The organism is Methylolobus aquaticus (genome assembly GCF_054172105.1).
Genome location: NZ_JBSYXP010000004.1, coordinates 45,424 through 70,730 on the forward strand (window position 1 = coordinate 45,424; position 25,307 = coordinate 70,730).

At 61.6% G+C, this 25,307-nt stretch carries 25 protein-coding genes; 15 read left to right on the forward strand and 10 right to left on the reverse strand.

Features of this window, described 5'->3' with window-relative positions:
* Positions 1–65 precede the first annotated feature (65 nt).
* Genes ACW73L_RS06240 through ACW73L_RS06255 form a run of 4 tightly spaced genes read left to right on the forward strand, consistent with a single transcriptional unit; the run spans position 66 to position 4,709 of the window.
* Positions 66–563, forward strand: a complete 498-nt coding sequence (locus ACW73L_RS06240) for a CvpA family protein (protein WP_498920776.1) — start codon at positions 66–68, stop codon at positions 561–563.
* Positions 564–591: 28 nt separating this feature from the next.
* Positions 592–2,103, forward strand: coding sequence for an amidophosphoribosyltransferase (gene purF, locus ACW73L_RS06245; protein WP_498920777.1), 1,512 nt, complete (start codon positions 592–594; stop codon positions 2,101–2,103).
* Between the two features lie 33 nt (positions 2,104–2,136).
* Positions 2,137–3,324: an O-succinylhomoserine sulfhydrylase gene (locus ACW73L_RS06250; RefSeq protein WP_498920779.1), complete on the forward strand. Its 1,188-nt coding sequence runs from the start codon at positions 2,137–2,139 to the stop codon at positions 3,322–3,324.
* Between the two features lie 50 nt (positions 3,325–3,374).
* Entirely contained in the window at positions 3,375–4,709 is a 1,335-nt protein-coding gene (locus ACW73L_RS06255) for a UDP-glucose dehydrogenase family protein (protein WP_498920780.1), read from the forward strand.
* A 107-nt stretch (positions 4,710–4,816) separates the two neighbouring features.
* Here the strand turns inward: ACW73L_RS06255 and ACW73L_RS06260 are convergent, their stop codons facing one another.
* Positions 4,817–5,746, reverse strand: a complete 930-nt coding sequence (locus tag ACW73L_RS06260) for a histone deacetylase family protein (RefSeq protein WP_498920781.1) — start codon at positions 5,744–5,746, stop codon at positions 4,817–4,819.
* 112 nt (positions 5,747–5,858) lie between these two features.
* Here ACW73L_RS06260 and acnB point away from each other — a divergent pair, with 112 nt between their 5' ends.
* The 4 genes from acnB to ACW73L_RS06280 all read left to right on the forward strand — a co-directional run bounded on the left by acnB (position 5,859) and on the right by ACW73L_RS06280 (position 11,153).
* Positions 5,859–8,426, forward strand: coding sequence for a bifunctional aconitate hydratase 2/2-methylisocitrate dehydratase (gene acnB / locus ACW73L_RS06265; RefSeq protein ID WP_498920783.1), 2,568 nt, complete (start codon positions 5,859–5,861; stop codon positions 8,424–8,426).
* Positions 8,427–8,501: 75 nt separating this feature from the next.
* Positions 8,502–8,945, forward strand: a complete 444-nt coding sequence (locus ACW73L_RS06270) for a DMT family transporter (RefSeq protein ID WP_498920784.1) — start codon at positions 8,502–8,504, stop codon at positions 8,943–8,945.
* 202 nt (positions 8,946–9,147) lie between these two features.
* Positions 9,148–9,771, forward strand: coding sequence for a urate hydroxylase PuuD (locus ACW73L_RS06275; RefSeq protein WP_498920785.1), 624 nt, complete (start codon positions 9,148–9,150; stop codon positions 9,769–9,771).
* Between the two features lie 551 nt (positions 9,772–10,322).
* A complete protein-coding gene (locus ACW73L_RS06280) occupies positions 10,323–11,153 on the forward strand; it encodes an NYN domain-containing protein (RefSeq protein WP_498920786.1) in 831 nt (276 codons plus the stop codon).
* 25 nt (positions 11,154–11,178) lie between these two features.
* On the opposite strand, the gene ACW73L_RS06285 is transcribed toward ACW73L_RS06280, so the two are convergent.
* Together ACW73L_RS06285 and ACW73L_RS06290 are read right to left on the reverse strand one after the other, a co-directional pair.
* A complete protein-coding gene (locus tag ACW73L_RS06285; protein ID WP_498920788.1) occupies positions 11,179–12,156 on the reverse strand; it encodes a malate dehydrogenase in 978 nt (325 codons plus the stop codon).
* A 265-nt stretch (positions 12,157–12,421) separates the two neighbouring features.
* Positions 12,422–12,631, reverse strand: coding sequence for a heavy-metal-associated domain-containing protein (locus ACW73L_RS06290; RefSeq protein ID WP_498920790.1), 210 nt, complete (start codon positions 12,629–12,631; stop codon positions 12,422–12,424).
* 137 nt (positions 12,632–12,768) lie between these two features.
* Here ACW73L_RS06290 and ACW73L_RS06295 point away from each other — a divergent pair, with 137 nt between their 5' ends.
* Both ACW73L_RS06295 and ACW73L_RS06300 read left to right on the forward strand, forming a co-directional pair.
* Positions 12,769–13,371, forward strand: coding sequence for an isochorismatase family protein (locus ACW73L_RS06295; RefSeq protein ID WP_498920792.1), 603 nt, complete (start codon positions 12,769–12,771; stop codon positions 13,369–13,371).
* Positions 13,371–14,705 carry a nicotinate phosphoribosyltransferase gene (locus tag ACW73L_RS06300; RefSeq protein ID WP_498920793.1) on the forward strand — a complete coding sequence of 445 codons (1,335 nt, stop codon included), beginning with the start codon at positions 13,371–13,373 and terminating at the stop codon, positions 14,703–14,705. Before ACW73L_RS06295 ends, ACW73L_RS06300 begins: the two co-directional genes overlap by 1 nt.
* Before the next feature lie 16 nt (positions 14,706–14,721).
* Here ACW73L_RS06300 and ACW73L_RS06305 read toward each other — a convergent pair whose 3' ends face one another.
* Together ACW73L_RS06305 and ACW73L_RS06310 are read right to left on the reverse strand one after the other, a co-directional pair.
* A complete protein-coding gene (locus tag ACW73L_RS06305; protein ID WP_498920795.1) occupies positions 14,722–15,678 on the reverse strand; it encodes a UDP-glucose 4-epimerase family protein in 957 nt (318 codons plus the stop codon).
* Between the two features lie 100 nt (positions 15,679–15,778).
* Positions 15,779–16,684, reverse strand: coding sequence for a TIGR01777 family oxidoreductase (locus tag ACW73L_RS06310; RefSeq protein WP_498920796.1), 906 nt, complete (start codon positions 16,682–16,684; stop codon positions 15,779–15,781).
* A gap of 1,024 nt (positions 16,685–17,708) precedes the next feature.
* Here ACW73L_RS06310 and rplU point away from each other — a divergent pair.
* The 4 genes from rplU to proB all read left to right on the forward strand — a co-directional run bounded on the left by rplU (position 17,709) and on the right by proB (position 20,582).
* Entirely contained in the window at positions 17,709–18,020 is a 312-nt protein-coding gene (rplU, locus tag ACW73L_RS06315) for a 50S ribosomal protein L21 (RefSeq protein WP_129884041.1), read from the forward strand.
* Positions 18,021–18,042: 22 nt separating this feature from the next.
* A complete protein-coding gene (gene rpmA / locus ACW73L_RS06320; protein WP_129884042.1) occupies positions 18,043–18,297 on the forward strand; it encodes a 50S ribosomal protein L27 in 255 nt (84 codons plus the stop codon).
* A gap of 145 nt (positions 18,298–18,442) precedes the next feature.
* Positions 18,443–19,489, forward strand: coding sequence for an Obg family GTPase CgtA (cgtA, locus tag ACW73L_RS06325; RefSeq protein WP_498920799.1), 1,047 nt, complete (start codon positions 18,443–18,445; stop codon positions 19,487–19,489).
* A complete protein-coding gene (gene proB, locus ACW73L_RS06330; RefSeq protein ID WP_498920800.1) occupies positions 19,458–20,582 on the forward strand; it encodes a glutamate 5-kinase in 1,125 nt (374 codons plus the stop codon). The genes cgtA and proB overlap by 32 nt, the downstream gene beginning before the upstream one ends.
* Here the strand turns inward: proB and rpsT are convergent.
* The 4 genes from rpsT to rpsU form a co-directional block, all read right to left on the reverse strand.
* Entirely contained in the window at positions 20,575–20,865 is a 291-nt protein-coding gene (gene rpsT / locus ACW73L_RS06335; protein WP_139557405.1) for a 30S ribosomal protein S20, read from the reverse strand. The two genes, proB and rpsT, sit on opposite strands and share 8 nt — an antisense overlap.
* 63 nt (positions 20,866–20,928) lie before the next feature.
* On the reverse strand, positions 20,929–22,728 hold the full coding sequence (gene dnaG, locus ACW73L_RS06340; RefSeq protein ID WP_498920802.1) for a DNA primase: 1,800 nt from the start codon (positions 22,726–22,728) through the stop codon (positions 20,929–20,931).
* Positions 22,729–22,769: 41 nt separating this feature from the next.
* Positions 22,770–23,231: a GatB/YqeY domain-containing protein gene (locus ACW73L_RS06345; protein WP_498920803.1), complete on the reverse strand. Its 462-nt coding sequence runs from the start codon at positions 23,229–23,231 to the stop codon at positions 22,770–22,772.
* A 23-nt stretch (positions 23,232–23,254) separates the two neighbouring features.
* On the reverse strand, positions 23,255–23,488 hold the full coding sequence (gene rpsU / locus ACW73L_RS06350; protein WP_129884048.1) for a 30S ribosomal protein S21: 234 nt from the start codon (positions 23,486–23,488) through the stop codon (positions 23,255–23,257).
* Between the two features lie 90 nt (positions 23,489–23,578).
* Here rpsU and tsaD point away from each other — a divergent pair, with 90 nt between their 5' ends.
* Positions 23,579–24,610, forward strand: a complete 1,032-nt coding sequence (gene tsaD / locus ACW73L_RS06355; protein WP_498920805.1) for a tRNA (adenosine(37)-N6)-threonylcarbamoyltransferase complex transferase subunit TsaD — start codon at positions 23,579–23,581, stop codon at positions 24,608–24,610.
* A gap of 42 nt (positions 24,611–24,652) precedes the next feature.
* Here tsaD and plsY read toward each other — a convergent pair whose 3' ends face one another.
* Positions 24,653–25,237, reverse strand: a complete 585-nt coding sequence (gene plsY, locus ACW73L_RS06360) for a glycerol-3-phosphate 1-O-acyltransferase PlsY (RefSeq protein WP_498920808.1) — start codon at positions 25,235–25,237, stop codon at positions 24,653–24,655.
* Positions 25,238–25,307 lie beyond the last annotated feature (70 nt).

Genomic DNA, 25,307 nt, shown 5'->3' on the forward strand with positions numbered 1-25,307 from the left:
TTTGCCTTTGCCGGTATGGGTAGCGGCACGATGGGATTGGACCGCGACTAGGTCTGGCGCTGGTCATGCATTTCACTTGGGCCGACTATGTGATCCTCGGCATACTCGTCATTTCAGGCTTGCTCGGCCTGATGAGGGGTTTCGTCCGGGAAATCTTTTCGCTGATCGCCTGGGTGGCGGCCGTTACGCTGGCGGTGCATTTCAGCGATCAAGTGGCGGTGTATCTCCAGCACTTGATCGAAGCAGCCCCGCTGCGCAAGGCCGCCGCTTTTTGTCTGATCCTGTTTGTAGTGCTGATCCTGGGCGCTCTGATTGGCAGTCTGCTCGCCGGAATCCTCTCCGGAACCGGGCTCTCGGGTACGGACCGTATTGTCGGTCTCATCTTCGGGGTGTTCCGCGGCGGTATCCTGGTGGCTTTGTTGGTTCTGGTCGGGGGTCTGACGCCCGCGCCGCGTGCAATCTGGTGGAAAGAGGCAACACTCATTCCCCCGTTCGAGAAGGCAGCGCTATGGATGCGAGACAGGATGCCGGCCAGTTGGCTGAGCAATTTGAACTATCGCTGACGGCTCACTGAATCCGGAGTACGAAGTTATGTGTGGCGTAGTCGGTATGGTTTCCCATGGCGAGGTCAACCAGGAACTCTACGAGGCGCTGACGGTGTTGCAGCACCGGGGTCAGGATGCCGCCGGCATCGTGACCTGCGAGCATGATCGCCTCTACCTTCGCAAGGAAAGCGGCCTGGTCCGGGACGTGTTCCATGCGCGCCACATGCTGACGCTGCGTGGAACGATGGGCATCGGACACGTGCGCTATCCGACAGCAGGCTGTACCAGTTCGGCCGAGGCCCAGCCCTTTTACGTGAATTCTCCCTATGGCATCTCGCTGGCGCACAATGGCAACCTGACAAATGCCGAAGTCTTGAAGCGGGAGTTATTCGTGCAGGATCAGCGGCATATCAACACCGATTCCGATTCGGAGGTACTGCTCAACGTCTTCGCCCACGAATTACAAGAGTTGGGGAAGTTGAAGATCAACGCCGAGGATATCTTCAAGGCCGTAGCTGGGGTGCACCGTCGCTGCCGCGGAGCCTACTCGGTCGTCATGATGGTCACCGGCATCGGTGTGTTCGGTTTTCGTGACCCCTATGGCATCAGGCCGCTGGTATTCGGTGAGCGCGCCATCGGGCATGGTCGCAAGGACTACGCGATCGCGTCGGAGAGCGTCGCGCTGGATGTGCTGGGATTCAAACTGATACGCGATGTCGCTCCCGGTGAAGTCGTGCTGATCGATAACGATGGCGTCCTCCACACACGCCAATGCGCCGAGCATGTTTGGCACTCGCCGTGCATCTTCGAGTATGTCTATTTCGCGCGTCCCGACTCGATCATCGACAACATCTCGGTCTACAAGGCGCGCCTGAGGATGGGCGATAAGCTGGCCGACAAGTTGCTCCGGGAACGTCCCGACCATGACATCGATGTGGTCATCCCGATTCCGGACACGAGCCGTACGTCCGCATTGCAACTGGCCAACCGGATCGGCGTCAAGTACCGTGAAGGTTTCGTCAAGAACCGGTATATCGGTCGGACATTCATCATGCCCGGACAACAGCAGCGCAGTAAATCGGTTCGGCAAAAGCTGAATGCGATCGACCTGGAGTTTCGTGGCAAGAACGTGCTGCTCGTCGACGATTCCATCGTGCGGGGCACGACCTCGATGCAGATCATACAAATGGCGCGCGACGCTGGTGCCCGGAAAGTCTACTTTGCTTCCGCCTCGCCACCGGTGCGTTTTCCCAACGTCTACGGTATCGACATGCCGGCCGCTCACGAGCTGATCGCACACGATCGCACCGACGAACAGGTGCAGCAGGCACTCGGCGCCGACTGGCTGATCTATCAGGACCTGGACGATCTGATCGATGCGGTGCATCGGGGTAACCCGGAGATTCGCCGCTTCGACACATCGTGCTTCAACAACGAGTACGTGACGGGGGACGTGAACCAGGACTATCTGGATCGTCTGGGTGAGGATCGCTCCGATCACGCCAAACGGGCGCGTGAATCGGAAACCTCGATCATCGAGATGTACAACACGGTTTGATCCGTCACTGTAGGGATTCAGGGCAGGGCCAGCATGAGTGATTTCGACTTGAGCGAGTGCGCGCTGACGACGCTGGCGATCCGGGCCGGCCAAAGCCGGACTGCAGAACAGGAACACAGCGATCCGATCTTTGCGACCTCTAGCTACGTTTTCCGCAGCGCCGCCGAAGCCGCAGCGCGTTTCAGTGGCAAGGAGCCTGGGAACATCTATTCGCGCTTCACGAACCCGACCGTGCGCGCCTTCGAGCAACGACTGGCGATGCTGGAGGGAGGAGAGCGATGTATCGCGACAGCTTCCGGTATGGCCGCGATCGCTTCCGTGGCCTTTGCGCTGCTTAAGAGCGGCGATCACGTGGTCTGCTCCCGTGGCGTGTTCGGGAACACGACGCTGCTATTCCGGAACTATCTCGAGAAGTTTGGTGTGACGACGAGCTTCGTCGACCTGACGGACTATGACGGCTGGCAGGCGGCGATCCGGACGGACACCCGGTTCCTGTTCGTCGAGACGCCGTCCAATCCGCTGACGGAAATCGTGGACATCACGCGTCTGGCCGCACTGGCCCGTGACGGCGGAGCGCTGCTGATCGTCGATAACTGCTTTTGCACGCCCGCTTTGCAGCGACCGCTGGATCTGGGTGCCGATATCGTCATTCATTCCGCGACGAAGTACCTCGATGGTCAGGGGCGCTGTATTGGCGGCGCCATTATCGGTTCGCAGGCGCTACTGGATGGCGAGATCTACCCGTTCTCCCGCACCGGCGGGCCCGCGATGAGCCCGTTCAATGCCTGGGTCTTTCTGAAGGGGCTCGAGACGCTATCCTTGCGCATGTTGGCTCACTCCGAACGTGCGCTGCGCTTGGCGCGCTGGCTCGAGAACCGGTCCTGGGTCGATCGGGTTTACTATCCGGGGCTGGAGTCACATCCCCAATACCATCTCGCACAGCAGCAGCAGGTCGCCGGTGGCGGCATTGTGAGTTTCGATGTCAGGGGAGGACAAGAGGCTGCGTGGCGGGTGATCGACGCGACGCGCCTCGTGTCGATCACGGCGAATCTCGGGGATGTCAAGACCACCATCACCCACCCGGCGACGACCACTCATGGCCGACTCACCGAGTCTGAACGATCCGCCGCCGGCATCGGTGCAAGTTTGCTTCGTGTGGCCGTCGGACTCGAGGATGGCGACGACATTCAAAGGGATCTGGCTCGGGGGCTCGAGTCCTGACTAGACTTCCTGCCTAGAACGTCTTTCACTCAGCCAAAAGGAGAGGTGACATGAAAGTCACAGTGTTTGGGTCTGGCTATGTCGGTTTAGTCACGGGAGCCTGCCTGGCCGAGGTGGGCAACGACGTGTTGTGTATCGACATCAGCCAGGAAAAGATCGATGGGCTGAATCGAGGCGTCGTGCCGATCCATGAGCCGGGTCTGGATGCCGTCATTGCGCGGAACATGGCGCAGAAGCGGTTGAGCTTCACGACCGATGTCGACGCGGCGGTAGCCCATGGGTTGTTTCAGTTCATCGCGGTTGGCACACCTCCCGATGAAGACGGTTCGGCAGACCTGCAGTATGTGCTGGCTGTCGCACGCAGCATCGGCGCGCGGCTTCAGGAGTACCGCGTGGTCGTCAACAAGTCGACCGTACCCGTCGGAACGGCCGACAAGGTGCGGAACGCGATCGCGGGCGAGTTGGAGAAGCGGGGCGATGCGGTCGAGTTCGATGTCGTATCGAACCCCGAGTTCCTGAAGGAAGGCGCCGCGATTGATGATTTCATGAAGCCCGACCGGATCGTCGTCGGCGCCGACAACCCGCGCACTTTCGAGTTGCTACGGGCGCTCTACGCGCCGTTCAACCGTAACCATGACAGGATGGTCGGGATGGATGTGCGTTCCGCGGAGTTGACCAAGTATGCCGCCAACGCGATGCTGGCGACCAAGATCAGCTTCATGAACGAATTGGCGAATCTGGCCGAATGTCTCGGTGCGGACATCGAGAAGGTACGGGTCGGTATCGGGTCCGATCCGCGCATCGGCTATCACTTCATCTATCCCGGATGCGGTTACGGCGGCTCCTGTTTCCCAAAGGACGTCAAGGCTTTGGAGCGCACGGCCCGGGATGTGCAGTACTCGGCGCAGCTGCTGAAGGCAGTCGAAGACGTCAACGATCGCCAAAAGTTGAAGCTGCTTGAAAAGATCCGTACCCACTTTGGTGAGGCTCTCCGCGGGAAGACCTTCGCGATCTGGGGGCTGGCGTTCAAGCCGAACACCGACGACATGCGCGAAGCGCCGAGCCGCGTGCTCATGGAAGCCCTTTGGGAGTCCGGGGCGGCGGTGCGGGCTTTCGATCCCGTCGCGATGGAGGAAGCAGCGCGGATCTATGGTGAGCGTCAGGATCTGACACTCTGCGAGACGCTGGAGTCGACGCTCGACGGAGCCGATGCGCTGGTCATCGTGACCGAATGGAACGTGTTCCGGAGCCCGGACTTCGAGCGCCTCAGGACGTCTCTCGCTGCGCCCGTCATCTTCGACGGGCGCAATCTGTACGATCCACAGCGGATGAAGGCACTGGGGTTCACCTACTACGGGATCGGGCGCGGGACTTCGCCCCTATAGGCCCGTGTGTCGATAGCGATTTGACGGTGCCCTCGCTTCGGTGCAGGGGCACGCCGACTCGCGTCGTATCTGCCGTTCCGTTCGATCAGGCCCGTCCCTGGGATCGCTCAGGGCGTTGTCATCAGGGCGCGAACATGTGCGGCAACGCTCCTCCCGAGCGCTTCGAGCGCATAGCCGCCTTCCAGCGCCGAGACGATGTGGCCGCGGGCATGCCGCTCCGCGATCCGTTTCAACTCGTTAGTGATCCATTCGAAGTCTTCCTCGATCAGATCGAGCGAGGCCAGCGGATCATCGCGGTGGGCATCGAATCCGGCCGAGATCAGGATGAGGTCCGGCCGAAAGGTATCGACGGCCGGCAGGATGCGGTTCGCGACCGCGTTTCTGAAACTCTTTGAATCGGTGCCTTCGCGCAGCGGCACATTGACGATATTGCCGACGCCGATTTCCTCGGCACCACCCGTTCCCGGATACCAGGGGTACTGATGGGTCGATGCGTACAACACCGAGGGATCCTTCTGAAAGATCTGCTGGGTCCCGTTCCCATGATGGACGTCGAAATCCACCACGGCAACTTTCGCGAGCCCACACGCCCGCTGGGCATGCCGCGCCGCGATGGCGATATTATTGAAAAGACAGAAGCCCATGGGGCGACCCGATTCCGCATGATGTCCGGGGGGGCGGACCGCGCAGAACGCGTTGCGCGCCTTACCGCTGGTCACGGCGACGACGGCGGCACACACCGCCCCTGCCGCGTGCAGGGCCGCCTCCCCGGAGCCCGGCGATACTACGGTGTCGGCATCCAGATGCACGCGGCCCTGTCTCGGGATCGCTTCCAGAACTCGGCTGACATGGGCTTCGGAGTGAACGCGCAGCAATTGCTCGTGCACCGCGGCAGGCGCCTCGCACCGAACCAGGCTCGCGAAACCCGGATCCTGGAGCGCCTGCTCGATGGCTTCAAGGCGCTGAATGCTCTCCGGATGCCCCGGGCCGGTGTCGTGTCGAAAGCAGCTGGGATGGCTGTAATACCAAGTAGACATACTGTTTCAGTGTGAAAATCGGCCAAGTCCGCCCCTATAATGGTTGACGGCCACCGTTGGGATCCCGCCGGACCGTGTCGTCACTCGAACCATCATTCGCAGGGTAGATCCGATGCTAACAGAATACCGCCAGCAGGTCGCCGAGCGCGCGGCCATGGGGCTTGTGCCGAAGCCGCTCACGGCCGAGCAGACGGCCGCTCTGGTCGACTTGATCCGGAATCCCCCGGCAGGTGAGGCCGAGTTTCTGCTGGATCTGCTGAGCAACCGCGTGCCGGCTGGCGTCGACGACGCAGCATACGTCAAGGCGGGCTTTCTGGCTGCGGTCGCTCGTGGAGACGTGGTGTCGCCCATCCTCGATCGGTTGCAGGCGACGGAATGGCTCGGAACCATGCTCGGCGGCTACAACGTGGCGCCTCTGGTCGAATTGCTCGAAGATGCGGCGCTCGGTGACACGGCCGCCAAGGCCTTGTCGCATACCCTGTTGATGTTTGATGCCTTTCACGATGTCCAGGAAAAAGCGGACAGCGGGAACGCCCACGCCCGGGCCGTGATGCAATCCTGGGCCGAGGCGGACTGGTTTACCTCGCGCCCGCCCTTGCCGGAGAAGCTTACCGTCACGGTGTTCAAAGTCCCCGGCGAGATCAATACCGACGACTTGTCCCCGGCGACCGATGCATGGTCGCGGCCCGACATCCCGCTGCATGCGAAGTCGATGCTGAAGAATCCGCGCGAGGGTGTCGTCAACGCCGAGCAGCAAATCACCGAGCTCAAGGCCAAGGGTCATCCGGTCGCCTTTGTCGGGGATGTGGTCGGCACCGGCTCATCGCGCAAGTCCGCAACGAATTCCTTGTTGTGGTACACGGGCGACGATATCCCGCACGTACCGAACAAGAGAGCCGGCGGTGTCTGTATCGGTGGCAAGATCGCACCGATCTTCTTCAACACCATGGAAGATTCCGGAGCACTGCCGATCGAGTGCGATGTGACCGGCCTCGCGACCGGTGACGTCATCGACATCTACCCCTATCAAGGCCAGATCAAGCGGCATCTGACCGACGAGTTGGTGACCACATTCGCGCTGAAGACCGAGATCCTCCTCGACGAGATCCGGGCCGGAGGGCGTATTCCACTGATCATCGGGCGCGGGCTCACCGACCGAGCTCGCAAGGCCATGGGACTGGTAACCTCGCCGGTCTTCCGACGGCCTGTTGCTACCGCTGATTCTGGCAAAGGCTATACCCTCGCCCAGAAAATGATCGGGAAAGCCTGCGGTGTGCCCGGTGTCCGCCCCGGGACCTATTGTGAACCACACATGACGACAGTGGGCTCGCAGGACACGACCGGTCCGATGACGCGCGATGAACTCAAGGATCTGGCCTGTCTCGGTTTCTCGGCTGACTTGGTGCTGCAGTCGTTTTGTCACACGGCGGCCTACCCGAAGCCGGTCGACGTCCAGACTCACCACACCTTGCCTGATTTCATCATGAACCGCGGCGGGGTGGCGCTGCGCCCCGGGGATGGGATCATCCATTCCTGGCTGAACCGGATGCTGCTGCCCGATACGGTTGGCACCGGGGGCGACTCGCATACGCGCTTCCCGATCGGCATTTCGTTCCCGGCCGGTTCGGGCCTCGTGGCTTTCGCTGCCGCGACGGGTGTCATGCCGCTGGACATGCCCGAGTCGGTGCTGGTGCGCTTCAAGGGCACGATGCAACCCGGAATCACGCTCCGCGATCTGGTGCATGCGATCCCTTATGCTGCTTTGCAGCGGGGTCTGCTGACGGTGGAGAAGAAGGGCAAGAAGAATGTCTACAACGGGCGGATCCTCGAGATCGAGGGCTTGCCCGACCTGAAGATCGAACAGGCCTTCGAACTGGCCGACGCCTCAGCCGAGCGGTCTGCGGCGGCTTGTACGGTGCGCCTCAACAAAGAGCCGATCGCAGAGTACCTGCGCTCCAACGTCGTCCTGTTGCAGTGGATGATCAGTCAGGGTTATGGGGACGCCCGCACCTTGCAGCGGCGCATCAGGTCCATGGAGGAGTGGCTCGCGAATCCGGTATTGCTGGAAGCTGACGCCGATGCGGAGTACGCGGAAATCATCGAGATCGATCTCGATGCGATCCGCGAGCCGCTGCTCTGCTGTCCGAACGATCCCGACGACGTCAAGCCCCTGTCGGAGGTGGCGGGTACCGCGATCGACGAAGTATTCCTGGGTTCCTGCATGACCAATATCGGGCATTTCCGGGCTGCGGGCCGCGTGCTGGAGCAGGCCGGCGGTCAAGTCCCAGGCCGGCTCTGGATAGCGCCGCCGACCCGGATGGATCAGGCCCAGTTGATGGAAGAGGGCTTTTACGGCGCCTATGGCAAGGCGGGGGCTCGCATGGAAATGCCGGGTTGCTCGCTCTGCATGGGCAACCAGGCCCGCGTCGCCGACAACGCCACCGTGGTTTCGACCTCCACCCGAAATTTTCCCAACCGGCTTGGGGCCGGTGCCAAGGTGTTCCTGTCATCGGCGGAACTGGCTTCGGTTTGCTCGATCCTCGGGCGCATCCCGACCATGCAGGAGTATATGGGCTTCATGCAACAGATTCAGAAGGATGCGGATGACACCTATCGGTATCTGAATTTCGATCAGATCGCGGACTATCGGGATAAGGCGGCAGAATCGGCCGCTGCCTGAGGGGCTCGCAGGGTCGGGCTCAGAGGTGATGGCAGCCTCTAGCGCGCCGGTGCCACAAGCCAGGGGTAAGCGCTGATGCAATGGACTTATGTGTTGATTGGCCTTGTCTCAGGGGTCGTACTGCCGATACAGGCGGCCGTGAACGCGCAGCTCCGGCAGTCCATGACCAGCCCGGTGCTGGCGGCGCTGATTTCATTCGTCGTCGGCACGGCGGCCTTGATTGCCTACATCGGTCTGAGCCGCATACCGATGGCCGATCTACGGAGCGCGGTCCTGGCGCCGTGGTGGGCCTGGCTCGGTGGTCTCTTCGGGGCGCTCTACGTGGTGACGGCGATCCTGGTGACACCGCGGTTGGGCGCGGCGACCTTGGTCGCCGTCACGGTGGCCGGCCAACTCATGGCTGCGCTGGTGATGGATCACTTCGGTTGGCTGGGCTTGCCCTTGCAGCCCTTCAGCGGCCCTCGCGTGCTTGGTGCGCTGCTGCTGATGGCTGGCGTAGTGCTGATGACGCGGAATTGACACTTGATGCGGCAGCGATCCCAGGGGGTAACTGGCTTCCGGCGCTCCCGGCTCCAGTCCAAACGCCAGCACGTCCGCTGAATTGTTGAGTACATATCTGCGGCATTTGCGGTGCGCTCGACAACCGACTACTCTGTGCCCTCCGGTGCCTTTTGAGCGCCGGCTCGAATAACATCATCAGACTACAGGGGAGAGGAGAACGATGCGAAATGTCATGCTCATCCTGATCAATAGCCTAGGCAAGGCTGGCCTCGACAAACTGGAACGTGCACTGATGTTCGGCGCCGGTATCCTGGTGATCCTGGCTTTCGTCACGGGCAGTTTCCAGATGTCCAGGGAGTGGCTGACGTTCCTGTTCCGCTGGCTGCATGTGCTGTCCGGTGTCATGTGGATTGGCTTGTTGTGGTACTTCAACTTCGTCCAGATTCCGTCCATGCCCAAGATTCCGGATGAGCAGAAACCGGCGATCGGCAAGGTCATCGCGCCAACGGCCTTGTTCTGGTTTCGATGGGCGGCGCTCGCAACCCTAGTGACCGGACTCATTCTCGCCGCGCTGAACGAATACATTCTGGAAGCCATGCTGCTCGGCTACTTCAAGGGGGGCAAGGCGACCTTTATCGGTGTCGGCATGTGGTTGGGGCTTGTGATGGCCTATAACGTCTGGATGATCATCTGGCCCAACCAGCAGAAAGCGCTGGGTATGGTCACTGCATCCGATGATGAGAAGAAGGCGGCAGCGCGAACTGCGATGCTGACCAGCCGTTTCAACACGATGTTGTCGATTCCGATGTTGTACTTCATGGTGGCTGCGCAGAATCTCGGCTAGCTGCGCTGGCTTGGTCGGCTCGCCATCGGTCACCGGCGGAGCAGGCGACAATCGGGCGGATCTGCGGTTCGTGGATCCCCCTTACTCGGCCACTCGAGAAGCGCCAAGCTCCGCCGGCAGCATATGCAATCCCGACCTGGCGCCTCCCCGAGACTGCCGGGTTGATCAAGCCGGCGGCGACTATCCTAACCGCAAGGGTCTCTCGCCTTTCGCTTTGCATTCGAGGCTGCGGCGCCCGGAGAAGGGGGGGGGCGGGCAGCGGCGGTCACCGAGGGCCGTCCCGACTGCACCGGCTTCGGCCATTCATTTCTCGCCAACCCCGACTTTCCCGAACGCTTGCTTGCGGGCGCGCATCTGGGCCTTCCGGATTCACCCGCCGGTCGCGGTGATCGCAGAGCGAGATCGAGTTTTCAGCGCTAGAGCCCAAGGGTGCGGGCGCGCGGCTACCGGACTCGTCCTCCATCGCGGCCGATTTGCTCGTGCGGGCTGATTGCCGATCTGCCCATCCTGCCTGAACGGCACCTTTCTTTCTTCTTTATCTGTGAGATGGCATGACTGCAAAGCTGAAGACCCAGAGCCTGGCGCTCTTTTGTGACTTCGAGAACATCGCCTTGGGCGTGCGCGAGGTCAAGTACGCGGCCTTCGACATTCGCAAGGTCCTGGAACGCCTGCTCCTGAAGGGTAACATCGTGGTCAAAAAGGCCTACTGCGATTGGGACCGTTACAAGGAATTCAAGGCAGGCATGCACGAGGCGGCCTTCGAACTGATCGAGATCCCGCATGTGCGTCAGTCGGGCAAGAACTCGGCGGATATCCGCATGGTCGTCGACGCCCTGGACTTGTGCTACACGAAGTCGCATGTCGATACCTTCGTCATCATCAGCGGCGACTCGGATTTCTCGGCGCTGGTCAGCAAACTTCGTGAAAACAACAAACTCGTCATCGGTGTCGGCGTCAAGAAGTCGACCTCCGATCTCTTGATCTCCAATTGCGACGAGTTCATCTTTTACGACGATCTGGTCCGCGGCGCCGAAAAGAGTCAAAAGGCCAAGGTCAAACCTGAGGCGGAGAAAAAGCCCAGCCAGAAGAAGTCCGGTGAGGACAAGGCAAACGACGACGAGCGAAAGAAGCAGGAGGCGCTCGATCTCGTCATGGCTACCATCGATGACTTGAGCGAGGAACGCGGGGAAGAGGAGAAGGTTTGGGGTTCAATGGTCAAGCAGGCCTTGAAGCGCCGTAATCCCGGTTTCAACGAAACCTATCACGGGTTCCGGACTTTCGGAAAACTGCTGGAAGAGGCGCAGAACCGTAAGTTGCTCGGTCTGGAATACGATGAGAAATCCGGTGGCTACATTGTCAAGCTGCTGAATCGCGACGATTGATCGAACGCAAACATGGCGAACGCGCTTACAACAAGTGGGCAACCATCTCCCGTTCTATCAGTAACTCCCGTTCGGTGAGCGCGAGTTGCTTGCGACTGAATTCGTTCAGTTCGAGTCCCGGAACAACCTGGTAGTGGCCGTCATGGGTGGTCACCGGGAAGGAGAACACCAAGTCGTCTGCCATGCCGTACTGGCCCTGGCATGGAATCGCCATGCTGGTCCAGTCACCGTCCGGCGTCCCATAGAGCCAGTTCCGCATCTGATCGATCGCTGCGTTGGCGGCTGAAGCAGCGCTCGACTTGCCTCGGGCCTCGATGACCACCGCACCGCGTTTTTGCACCGTGGGGATGAAATCCTGCACGTACCAGTCGAAGTCGACGCAGTCCAGCGCCGGTTGTCCACGGATGATCGCGTGATGAATGTCCGGAAACTGGGTGGTTGAATGGTTGCCCCAGATCGCAACGCGGCGTACCTCGCCAACCCTGCAGGCGCATTTCATTGCCAATTGGCTTACCGCACGGTTGTGGTCGAGACGCGTCATCGCGGAGAATGCGGCTGGCGGTAATCTCGGGGCATTGGTCATGGCGATCAGGGCGTTTGTGTTGGCCGGGTTGCCGACGACCAGAATCCTGATCGTTTCCTTCGCGGTTTCGTTCAGCGCCTTGCCCTGTTCCGAAAAAATACCGGCATTGACGATCAGCAGATCCTGCCGTTCCATGCCTTGAGTGCGCGGTCGGGCGCCGACCAGAAATGCGAGGTCCGCATCCTGAAAGGCGATCTGGGGCGTGCTGGTGATGACGACGTCGTCCAGCAGAGGGGAGGCGCAGTCGACCAGTTCCATGACGATGCCCTGCAGGGCGCCGATGGCATCCGGCACGTCCAGTAACCGCAGCACGATCGGCTGTTCTGGGCCGAGCAGGTCACCGGCGATCAGGCGGAAGATTAGGGCGTAGCTAATCTGTCCCGCGGCGCCCGTTACGGCAATGTGTACCGGTGGTCTCATAGGCTGCCTCGTCAATTCAAGTCATTCCCTTGGCGTTTCCCGTGGGTGGGGTTGTGTCTCGTAACCGCCCTTTGTCACCACGAGTGGCCGCGGTCTTGGGGTGCAAGCGAGGCGATCTGGCTGTCTCAGGCGGCAGGAGGCCGTCGAGGCAGCGTCATCACGGCGCGCTATTGGACGCCAAGTGCCATGGAAAAGCAATCGGGAAGTGTGTCATGCAAGAGGCACCCGGGTCCGGGCGGTAAGCCGGCTCGGGTCGAATTCCCGCTTAGTCGGACACCACGAAACCGCGTTCGACGATGGCCTTGCGAATGGCCGCCACATCGGCGATGCCTTCGTCGTATTCGACTTCGACCCGGGATTCCTTATGTGACGCATTCACCGACTTGACGCCAGGGCACGCTCCGACCGCTTCCTTGACATTGTTTTCGCAGCCGCCGCATTTCATTCCCTGTACCTTCAATTGGACCGTCGTCATGATGCGCTCTCCTTCAGTTTTAGTGGGGCTGACCGTAGCTTGCCGGGCGTCTGGCCGCTCCGGGCTTGAGTCGCCAGCCGAGACTTGAAATTATACCGGCATAACATGTCCGACATGGTTTCTCGGTGGGTGTTTGCATGTCGCAGCAGCACAGTCAGTCGCTGGAGTTGGGTATCGGTGACGCGCTGATCGTCATCGATGTGCAGAATGATTTCCTGAAAGGCGGCGCGTTGCCGGTTCCCGACGGCGATCGGGTGATCGAGCCTCTGAACCGTTACGTCGCCGCTTTCGCGCGGCATGGTCTGACAGTTATTGCGACGCGCGATTGGCATCCGCCAACCCATTGTTCATTCCGGGAACAGGGCGGTTCGTTCCCGGCACACTGTGTCGCGGGCAGTACCGGCGCCCGCTTTCCGGAACAGCTGCATTTGCCCCATCAATGCCCTGTCGTCGACAAGGCTGTGACGGCGGATCGGGAAGATTTCTCGGGTTTCGGCGCGGATGGTCTGCAGGTCAGGCTGGCAAGCAATGGGATCGATCGCCTGTTCGTCGGCGGTCTCGCCACTGAGTACTGCGTGCTCGAGACGGTGCTGGATGGACTGGACCGCGGCTACGCCGTCATCGTGCTGGTCGACGCGATTGCTGCCATGGACCGGCACCCCGGCGACGGCGCACGGGCGATCGAACGCATGGCTGCGGCTGGAGCGCGTTTCATTTCATTCGATCAGTTGGGGTTGTGATGGCGGCTGGCGATGCGCTGTTGACGGACCTCTATCAGCTAACCATGCTGCAGGGGTATTTCCGCGAGTCGTTGACTGAAACCGCCAGTTTCGAGTTCTTCATTCGCTCGCTTCCATCGTCACGGAATTTTTTCGTCGCGGCCGGTCTGGAACAACTGCTTGAGTATCTGTCCGGGCTGGCGTTCAGCGCCGAGGACTGTGACTGGCTGCGATCCACGGGTCATTTTGCCGCTGACTTCCTCGAGTATTTGCGAGACTTGCGCTTCACGGGCAATGTTTCGGCAATGCCGGAAGGCACGATTTGCTTCCCGAACGAGCCGCTGGTCCGGATCACGGCGCCGCTTCCCGAGGCTCAGATTGTCGAAACGCGCCTGATCAACTTACTGCAGTTCCAGACGATGATCGCATCGAAAGCCGTACGGTCGGTGATCGCTGCGCGTGGCCGGACTGTGGTCGATTTTGGCCTACGCCGAGCTCACGGCGCGGAAGCCGGTTTGTTGGCAGCCCGCGCGAGCTATCTCGCAGGTTTTGCAGGGACATCGAATGTGCTCGCAGGCCGGCGTTTCGGCATTCCGCTGTTTGGGACGATGGCGCATTCATATGTGATGGCCCATGACAGCGAAGCCGAGGCCTTTGTGCGTTTCGTCACGTCCCAGCCGGTACCGACGGTTCTGCTGATTGATACCTACGACACGTTGCGGGCCGCGCAGACACTCGTCCAGCTGGCACCGTGCCTGCTTGAGCAGGGGTTCGGTCTCCAGGGAGTCCGGATCGACAGCGGTGACCTGATGGCTCTTTCGCGCAGCACCCGGGACATCTTGGACAAAGGGGGACTGACGCAATGCCAGGTGGTGGTTAGCGGGGATCTGGACGAGTATGCCGTCCACGATCTAATGGCGGCTGGGGCGCCGATCGACGGCTTTGGGATAGGAACACAGCTTGTGACGTCTGCGGATGTGCCGGTGCTGAATTGCGCCTACAAACTCGAAGAGTATGCGGGTCGTCCGCGCCGCAAGCGCTCTCCTGGCCGTCAGACGCTGCCGGGGCAAAAGCAGGTCTTTCGTGCCTTCGACGAGGCTGGCAGGATGCGGCAAGACGTCATCGAACTCTGTGATCATGCGGCCGAGGGGGAGCCGTTGTTGACTGAGGTCATGCGCGGCGGGCAACGGATCTCGGCAACTGAACCACTCAATGAAATTCGCGCGCGAGTGGCCCAACAGTTGCAAAAACTGCCGGACTCCTTGCAAACACTGGAACGGGCGGAGCCATATCCGGTGTTCTTGGGGCACGCGCTCGCCGAGATGGTGGATGAGATGGAACAGAGCGGGCGCTGAACTGCCTGGCAGCAGATCAGGCGTTCCGGCCGCTTCGGTACCACTGCGCGGTCACGGCCAGCCCTTCCCGCGCCGAGAACGGGGGCGTCCAGTCAAGATGCTCGCGAATTTTGCGGCTGTCGATGACGAGCGACTCCGAAAGTCGCGAAAACACGGCCGATTGGCCGGTCAGGACCGCCGCGAACCTCAGCATGGCAGGCGGCACGGCCAGCAGCCGTGTTTTGGCCGCCAGTGACGGCGCTAGTGCGCGGATCAGTTCGGGCGTCGAGAGAGGTTCGTCATCGGCTACCAGGAACAGCTGATTGGCGGCGCGTGGATCGATGGTGCACCGCAATAGCGCGTCGCACAGATTGGGCAGGTAGACGAGGCTGCGGCGGTTGTCGAGACGGGCAACCGGCAGCGGCAGGCCGAGGGACGCAAGCTTCATCAGGCCCAGGAAATTGGCGCGGACACCCGGCCCGTAGACCAGCGGCGGGCGGACGATGACGACTTCGAGGCCGGTTTCCGCGGCGATTTCGGTCAACGCTTGTTCTGCTTCCCACTTTGAGATGCCGTAGGGATCGAGCGGTTCGGCGCGATCGTTCTCGTCAAACGACTGTCCGGGCAGTGTCCGCTCTCCCATGGACTTGATCGAACTGACGAAAACGAGACGGCGAACGCCGGATCGCACAGCAGCGCGCGCCAGCGCCTTCGTGCCCAGGACATTGACCCGGCGGAACTCAGCCAGCGGGTCGGCTGATGGGTCGTGCATGACATGCACTCTGGCGGCCAAATGTACGACGGCATCGACGCCCGCCAGTGCCGCGGACCAATCGGTGTCTGGTCCGAGTTCCTCGACCAACGCGGCCTCGGTATCCTCGGAGACAGACAGCGGCCTGCGGCTTGCGCCTCGGACGCACAAGCCTGCACGGCTCAGGGCGTGACAGAGCGCGCGCCCGACGAAGCCAGAGGCTCCCGTGATCAGGACTCGCACCGGCTCAGATCAGGTTTAGCATTACGAGAAAGTCCGCCCTGTCAGTTCGTGCGGTCACACGCCAAACAGCCACCGTCCGAGACGCGCCGGGTAGACCGGTTCAGGAGGGCTTCAGGCAGTCGGACAACGCAAGTTCCAGCGTTGGAAACTTGAAGACGAGGCCCAATTCCTCCGTCAAGCGTTGTGGCATGACCTTTTGACTGGCAAGAAGTAGTTCCGCCATTTCGCCTAGCAGCAGTCGCAGTAGCGGGGCCGGAAGGTGGGCTATGGCTGGCCGATGCAATTGGCGCGCGAGCGCTTCGGTGAACACCCTATTCGTGACAGGGGTCGGCGCAGTCAGATTGTAGGGGCCTTGAGCGTGCGGCGTGTTCAACAGCGCGAGCATCGCCTCGACGTGGTCGTCGATGTGAATCCAGGACATCCATTGACGACCGGTGCCGAGTCGACCCCCGAGACCGAGCCGAAACGGTAGCGACATGCGTTGCAGAAGACCGCCTTTAGGTCCCAGAACCAGCCCCGTTCGCAGCGTGCAGACGCGGACACCGAGTTCGGTAGCCCAGCCAGCCGCGCGTTCCCAGGCAGCGCACAACTCGTGGGGAAATCCGTCGGAGGGAGTGGTGGTTTCGGAGAGCGACACATCGCCGCGATCGCCGTAGTAGCCAATCGCCGATCCGCTGAGCAGTATGCGCGGCCGATTTTGCTGGTCCGCGATTTGGGTGACGAGCTGGTCGGTCAGAGCGACCCGACTGTCCAGCAACACGCGTTTGCGCGCGGCGGACCAACGCGGGCCGAAGATCGGTGCTCCAGCCAGATTAATGACGGCATCGCACCGTTGCAGGGTGCCTGCCAGGCTATGTGGCTGAACAGGGCTAACATTCGAACCGAACAGGCCCGCCACTTTGGCGGGCTGCCGGCTCAGTACAGCGACCGAGTGGCCGTCAGCCAACAGTCGGTTGCAGAGAGAGCGCCCGATGAATCCGGTCCCGCCCGTGACCAGGATTAGCATTTGAAACTATCCACTAAAGATCGCGGGTTGCGACACGCGAACGCCGGGGGCGATAGTGACTGACCGAATTCTTCGTGCTGAAGCCGGTATGCTCCAGCTTTATCTGACAGAAACGTTGCGGGGCAAGGGCAGTAGACGCGCAAACTAATGCGGCTGTTTTGGAGGCACGCCCTACGCTTGCCTCGCACCCGCAGCTTACTGCTTGTCGTTGTCGGAAAACACCCAACGAATGAAGAATACACCAATAGCAATGATGGCGATCGTGACCACGATGCCCATCGGGGATCTCATTTTTTCGACCAGATCGAGTATAGCTCCCATTTTACCTACCTTAGTTGAGTGGAGTTTAGTCAGAATAGGCTGCAGATTGATATCCGGCTGCTATCGCGGCGATATGTTACCCGTTGCTGACCTGCTGTCAAGGAAGAAACGCGTCAGCGATCTAAGTAAAGCGATAGGGGCGGATGGGCTGGGGTACGCCGATTCCCCAAGCCGATGCCGTTTAGACCTTTCCCCCGGACGCCGTTGGCCATAAAAAAGCCCGAGTCTATGCTCGGGCTCTATTCTCTCGCGTTGCCTCTCGCTTGTGGTTTGTTCGCTAGTAAGCGCTTCGTTGTTGTTCAGGCGAGGCAACCGGCAATCCGGAAGCGAAGATCAGCGCAGCGAGCTGAACGAAGATTCGAGCTTTTGCTTGTCGCCATCGGGAGAGTTGCCGCAACCCACGACGCCCAGAGACATCATGACCAGGCTCAGCAGGACCAGTACCTTTTTCATAAATCCTCCTCTTTCTTAGTACGAAGTCAGATAACAAGCTTCTTTGTTTATGCCCTGAGGGCACCGCGTTTTTATAAAGAATGTTCCCAAAAAATGCAAGCACGGAGAGGGTCACGAGCAGCCCGGCTCGCGCCCGACCCACGGCGGCGCGCTTGAGCGAAGGCGCGCGGTGCCGGCCGTCGTTGACGCTTGCGGACCTTTCGCTGTACCATGCGCGGCTTTCGGTAACAAACCGACGCGGAGTGTTGGCATGTATGCGGTAATTCAGACGGGTGGCAAGCAGTACCGGGTTGCGCCAGGGGAGACCCTGCGGATCGAAACCCTCGCCGCCGAGGCAGGTCAGGTCATCGAGCTCGATCGCGTGCTCATGATCGCTAGCGAAGAGGGTAACCGGGTCGGCCGGCCGTTCATCGAAGGCGGCAAGGTCACCGCGACCGTCACCGCGCATGGTCGGCACCCGAAGATCCGAATCATCAAGTTCCGGCGCCGCAAGCACCACATGAAACAGATGGGGCACCGCCAAAACTACACCGAGATCCGAATCGACGGCATCTCGGGCTAGCCAGCAATCAGGAGATCTACCCATGGCGCACAAGAAGGCGGGCGGCAGTTCCCGTAATGGTCGCGATTCAAAGCCCAAAATGCTGGGCGTAAAGCGTTTCGGCGGTGAGTTCGTGCAAGCCGGAAACATCATCATCCGGCAGCGCGGAACCAAGTTCCATCCCGGTGAAAACGTGGGTCTGGGCAAGGACCACACGCTGTTCGCTTTGGCCGACGGTCAGGTGCAGTTTCGGGTGAAGGGTGCGGACAAGAGGAAGTACGTCAGCATCGTCGCTTGATCCTTTCGGCTGTGCCGCCGCCTGGCGGGTGCCGGTGCACGGTAGTAACTGACGGCCGTCGTGCTGCCATACACGCCTGCCTCGCTCGCAGGCAGCGCTCAGTAACGCAAGAAGCCCCGGCTGCCGGGGCTTTTTCTATGCACGAATGAAATTCGTAGACGAAGTTCGCATTCGGGTCGAAGCAGGCGATGGCGGCAACGGCTGCGTCAGCTTCCGTCGCGAGAAGTACGTTCCCTTCGGTGGTCCCGACGGGGGTGATGGCGGGGACGGCGGGGATGTCATACTTGACGCTGCCGAGAACCTGAACACCCTGGTCGACTTCCGTTTTCACACGGTCCATCGCGCCGGGCGGGGCGAGAAAGGGGGCGGAGCGAACTGCACCGGAGCCCGCGGCGAAGACTGTGTATTGCGGGTGCCGGTAGGCACGGTGGTGCACGATCCGGCAACCGGCGAAAAACTGGGCGACCTTACGGTGGCCGGACAGCGGTTGGTCGTGGCGCGAGGCGGTTTCCACGGTCTGGGCAACACGCGATTCAAGAGCAGTACCAACCGCGCGCCACAGCGCGCGACCCCTGGCACTCCCGGTGAAAAACGCGATCTGCTGCTCGAATTGCGACTCATCGCTGACGTCGGTCTGCTCGGCATGCCCAACGCCGGGAAATCGAGCCTGATTCGGGCCATCTCCGCAGCCAAGCCGAAGGTCGCCGACTACCCCTTCACGACCCTGCATCCCAACCTTGGCGTGGTGCGCGTCGACGACGAGCAGAGTTTCGTGGTAGCCGACATTCCTGGGTTGATCGAGGGGGCGGCCGAAGGTGCAGGGCTCGGCGTTCAGTTTCTCCGCCATCTCGCTCGCACGCATCTGTTGCTGCATGTGCTCGATGTGGGCATCGTCAGCGATGACGAACCGATCTCCGCTTTTGCCAAAGTGGATGCCGAACTCGCTAAATGGGGGCAGGGTGTCGACCTGAAACCGCGCTGGCTGGTGCTGAACAAACTCGATACCTGGACCGCTGTCGAGGCGGCGGCGCGCTGTGACGAGATCATTGCGGCGTTGGGCTGGCAAGGTCCGGTTTACCGCATATCCGCTTTGCGCGGAGACGGTTTGCGACAGATGGTCTTCGACATCATGAGTTTTCTCGAACGCGCGGATACGGAATATGCAGAGCCGGACGGACTTTCACCGGACTAAACGCGTCATCGTCAAGATCGGCAGCGCGCTGCTGACCGGCGGCGGGCGCGGCCTCGATCACTCGGCTGTCACGGGCTGGGTAAACCAAATCGCGCAGCTGTGTCGCTCCGGGCGCCAGGTCGTTCTAGTGTCGTCGGGCGCGGTTGCGGAGGGGATGAGCCGGCTTGGCTGGAAGGTAAGGCCTCGTTCATTGCATCGGCTGCAGGCCGCGGCTTCGGTAGGGCAAATGGGTCTCGTGCAGACCTATGAAACCTTGTTTCAGGTGCACCAGCTACCTACCGCCCAGGTCTTGCTGACCCACGACGATCTGTCGGACCGACAGCGGTACCTCAATGCGCGCAGTACGCTGCTGACGCTGCTGGAACTCGGCGCTGTCCCGATCATCAACGAGAACGATGCGGTCGCAACCGATGAGATCCGCTTCGGCGACAACGATACGCTCGGGGCCTTGGTGGCGAATTCGGTCGAGGCGGAGTTGCTGATCATCCTCACCGATCAACAGGGCCTGTTCGAGCGGGATCCGACCTTGTATCCGGACGCCGCATTGGTCACGCAGGCCAGCATCAACGATCCGGGCCTCGCGGCCATGGTCGGTGACAGTCGGAGTGGTCTGGGGCGCGGTGGCATGATAACCAAGCTGCGGGCCGCGCGTCTGGCGGCGCGTTCCGGTACCGCGACGGTGATTGCCTGCGGTCGCGAGCACGAGGTGCTGGCTCGGGTCCTTCGCGGTGAGGAGGTCGGAACGTTCCTGATTCCGGATATCTCACCCATGCTGGCGCGCAAGCGCTGGCTGGCGGGTCAGCTGAAATTGAAGGGCGCGGTTCGCCTGGACGACGGCGCCGTGCGCGTTTTGTGTGGCGAGGGGCGGAGCCTCCTGCCCATCGGTGTGACCGCGGTCGAGGGTGAGTTCAGGCGCGGGGATCTGGTGGCCTGCCTCGATTCAAGTGGCGTTGAGATCGCCCGGGGTTTGGTCAACTATGGAGCGGACGAAACCCAGCGCATCATGGGGCGGCCGAGCAGCGAAATCGAGGCTTGTTTGGGCTGGGTGGACGAGTCGGAGCTCATCCACCGCGACAACCTCGTGGTCAGCTAGCGGCTGATGCTGCTGAACCAAGCGCCAGCGCCTTGACGCGGGCGTTCAGACGGCTCTTGCTGCGGGCCGCCTTGTTCTTGTGGATCAGGCCCTTGTTCACCGACGAGTCGATCACCGGTACAGCCTCCCGGAAGGCGGTCTGAGCCTGAGCCACGTCACCGCTTTCCACGGCGAGCAAAACCTTCTTGATGTAGGTCCGGAGGCGGCTGCGCTGCGCCATGTTGCGAGCGCGGCGTTCCTCGGATTGATGAGCGCGTTTTTTGGCGGAGGCAATGTTGGCCAAAGCGAAACCTCGATTCTTGGAAAGACTGAAAACGCGAAATTATCGCTGTCGGTGCATGATGTGTCAAATCTGGCGGTCGATTCGGGCTATCAGGCGTCGTATCTCCGCGCGCTCCTGCGCGTTTAGTCCGCCGGACAGCAGTTTCCGACCCAGTTCATCGATCTGGCGGAGGTCAGTACGTTCGTCCTGTGTGAGAGCGCGGGAGCGCGATCCTTGAATCAGTTCGTCGTGACGCCTGTCGAGGGCTTGTGCCACGATGCGTCGCAAACTCCCCTCGAACTCCGCCTCCAGACCCCCTTCGGGCACGAGTGCATCCTGCGCTAGCACCTCGTCGATCAACGCGTTTTGGGGCATGCCCAGCAGATAGGCGCGGAGGTCGGTGTCGGCTGCGGCCGGGTGTGCGCTCAGGAACGACATGATCGCCGTGAAGAGGCGCCCCAGGCGGGGGTCTGCGGCCGCGCTCGCCTGACTGTCCTCGTCGATCAGGCTGGCCAGGCGCGGATGCGCTATGAGCAGCGACAACATACGCAGGAGTACCGAGGGGCGGGGTGAGGATGCGGGGCGCTGTGGGCGCCCCTGCCAGCGCCGGGTTGGAACGGGCGTTCCCTTCCGGGTGGTCAATTCCCCGAGTTTCCCCAGCATCATCTGACGAAACGGGCCAGGCTTGATGCCCTGCAGCAGCGGTGTCGCAATCTTGATGAGTTTCGCGCGTCCTTCGATCGTATTCAGATCGGCGGTGGTCCGCCCCAATTCGGAGAAAAAGTAGTCGGACAAGGGGGGCGCTGCGGCAACGCGATTCCCGAAGGTCTCCATGCCTTCCTGGCGCACGAGGGAGTCCGGATCGTGGCCGTCTGGCAGCCTGAGAAAGCGCGTCGTCTTGCCGTCCGGTAGGATGCGGAGGGTCGCCAGCACCGCTTTCCAGGCGGCCTTGATCCCTGCGGCGTCGCCATCGAAGCAGAACACGAGTTCGTCGGCGTGGCGGAACAACAGGGAAATGTGGTCCTCTGAGATCGCCGTCCCCAGCGTGGCCACCGCGGATGTGAAGCCGAACTGGGCCAGCGCAATGACATCCAGGTAACCTTCGACGACGAGGAACTGCTGCGGATTACGCTGGGCTTCCAGCGCTTCGGACAGGCCGTAGACCTCACGGTGTTTCTTGAACATCGCGGTCTCCGGGGAATTCAGATACTTAGGCGTTGAGTCATCCAGAACCCGGCCGCCGAAGCCGATCGTGCGTCCCCGGCGATCGCGAATCGGAAACATGATCCGGTCACGGAAGCGATCGTATTGCGAACGCTCTCGGGCGATCATGAGGCCGGCTTCCCGCAGGTCGTCCTGGTCCCACTCCGGCGGCAGGTTGCTCCAGCCGGGTGGTGCATAACCCAGGCGGAAGCGGTCGATGCTCGCCGCGCTGATGCCGCGTTGACTTAGGTAATCTAGCGCTCGGCGCCCATGCGGGTGGCTTTTGAGTTGGCGTGCATAGAACTGCGCAGCGCGGTCCTGGATTTCGAAGAGCTTCTGCGTGCGGCGCCGCTCGGCAGCAAGACGCGGGTCGTCCGGAGGGGTGTCGGGCAGTGCGACACCGGCGCTGTGTGCCAGGCTGGCGACTGCTTCCGGAAACGACAGGCGTTCGAAGGCCATCAGGAAAGCGATCGCATCACCGTGCACACCGCAGCCGAAACAGTGGTAGAACTGCTTCGGTCGGTTGACCGTGAAGCTCGGGGTCTTTTCGGTGTGGAAGGGGCAGCAGGCGGTGAAGTTGGTGCCGCTGGCCTTGAGGCTGACTCGGGAGTCGATCAGGTCGACAATGTCGATGCGCGCTAGCAGGTCTTCGAGGAACTGGGGTGAGAAGCGTCCAGCCATCTAGCTGCAGCGGGTCTCGATGGGGTTTGCCCGACCTCGCTTCACGCCCCCAAACGGGTGCGAACGGTTTTGCTAACGGCCGCCAGATCGGCGCGGCCCTGCAGCGCTGGCTTCAGAATTGCCATAACTTTTCCCATGTCGCCGATGGCGTTCGCGGCTGTCCGATTCAACGCGTCCTCAATGAGGCTTGTCAACTCGGCTTCGCTCAGCGGATGGGGGAGGAACGGCTGGAGCACTTCGATTTCAGCGCGCTCGATTTCGGCCAAGTCCTGCCGTCCGCCTTTTTCGTACTGACTGATCGATTCCCGTCGCTGCTTCAGCATCTTGTCGAGCACGGCGATGACTGCCGCATCATCGAGTTCGACGCGTTCATCCACCTCGCGCTGCTTGATGGCCGCCATGGCCAGCCTCAGCGCGCCGAGGCGCGCCTTGTCGCCCGACTTCATTGCCGACTTCACGTCGGCCTGCAGCCGCTCCTTCAGTGTGAGGGATGAGTCACTCATGCGGGGGTGTACGCACCGGCGAATCAGACCTGGGGACGGCCCTTACGAAGGTTTTGCAATGCGAAACGCTCGCGGGAGAGCTTCTTCAAATGCCGCTTTACGGCTGCTGCTGCCTTCCGTTTCCGCTCTTCGGTCGGTTTCTCGTAGAATTCACGGCGCCGCACTTCGGACAGTACGCCAGCCTTTTCGCAGGCACGTTTGAAGCGGCGAATGGCAATTTCGAAAGGTTCGTTTTCTCTGATTCTGATGGACGGCATGAATGACTTCCCGGGGCTCCTCAAGCTACTCAAACTACGGGCCTGAAGACAGCCCGACCTGGAAAAACGAGAGATTATAAACGGGTGGTCATGCAAAGCAACACTTCGTTTCGGGTGCTCGGGATCGAAACCTCCTGCGACGAAACCGGTCTGGCCGTATTCGACAGCCGGTACGGCCTGCTGGCGCACGCGCTCCACAGTCAGGTTCAACTCCACGCGGACTACGGCGGGGTGGTTCCCGAACTGGCGTCCCGAGACCATATTCGCAAGCTTTTGCCACTCCTGCGCGAGGTGCTCTCGGCGGCCGGGATCGGGCGCTCGGAGCTCGATGGTATCGCCTACACGGCCGGCCCCGGGCTGGTGGGGGCTTTACTGGCCGGCGCGGCCACTGGCCGGGCGCTTGCCTGGGCCCTGGATGTGCCAGCGCTGGCAGTACATCACATGGAGGGGCATCTGCTTGCTCCGTTGCTGGAGGTGGATCGGCCGGACTTCCCATTCCTGTGCTTGCTGGTATCCGGAGGGCATACCCAGTTGATCGACGTTGCCGGTATCGGTCGTTATGGCATTCTGGGCGAGTCCTTGGATGACGCGGCGGGTGAGGCTTTCGACAAGGTGGCCAAGATGCTTGGGCTCGGTTACCCGGGCGGACCCGCGGTGGCCGCGCTGGCGGAGCGCGGTATGCCGGGACGTTTCCGTTTCCCGCGGCCGATGACCGACCGTCCGGGACTCGGCTTCAGCTTCAGCGGTCTGAAGACCCACGTGCTGCAGGTGCTCGCCGCTCACCCCGACAACGCGGGCGTACGTGCCGATGTCGCCGCGGAGTTTCAAGCCGCCGTGGTGGATACGCTACTGGTGAAATGCCGCCGGGCGCTGCGTGAAACCGGGTTGCAACGCCTGGTCGTCTCGGGCGGCGTCAGCGCCAACCGCGCGATGCGGAGCGCGCTGCTCGCGATGTCGGCGGAGGAAGGGGTTCGGGTCTATTTCCCACGGCTCGAGTTCTGCACCGACAACGGCGCCATGATCGCCTATGCCGGCTGCCAGCGCCTCCTTGCCGGACACGCCGAGCCGCTTCGGATTGCGGCTTACCCGCGCTGGCCGTTGGACAGTCTGGCTCCGCTCTGAGTCCGTCTCACGGCGACCCAGCCAGCCCTTGTCCTGCCGCCCTCAGCGGCCGATGCGGCCCTCTTCCCCGCGTAGCAGTCGTTGGATGTTGGCCCGGTGTCGAACGATCAGCAATGCCGACATCGCGGCCGTCGCAGCTGCCAACTCCGGTGACCCGATCAGGAACCAGGAATAGGCCGGGGCCAAAAGTGACGCGACCAGGGCCGACAGTGAGGAAATGCGGAATGCGGCGGCCATTCCTAGCCAAGTCAGTGCGGCCGCCAGGCCGACCCAACTCGAATACCCGAGCAGCACGCCCAATGCGGTCGCAACTCCTTTGCCGCCCTTGAAGTTGAAAAACGCAGGGAACAGGTGGCCGAGGAATGCCGCCAGGCCGGTCGCCGCGATGACCGTCGGTTCCGCGCCGAGACTTTTCGCGATCAGTACCGGCAACAACCCTTTGGCGGCATCCCCGAGCAAGGTGATGACCGCGGCCTTTTTGCCGCCCAGGCGAAGCACGTTCGTCGCACCGGGATTTTTCGACCCTTGCTCGCGCGGATCCGGCAGGCCGGCGATCCGGCTGACGATGACGGCCGTCGACACGGAGCCCAGCAGATAGGCCAGGGGCACTAGGAACCAGTTGATCATGAGTGCGGTCTGTCGGTTGTCAGTCGGCGAAGTTGTGTGTTACCAATGCCGGCGGAAACATAGGGGAATA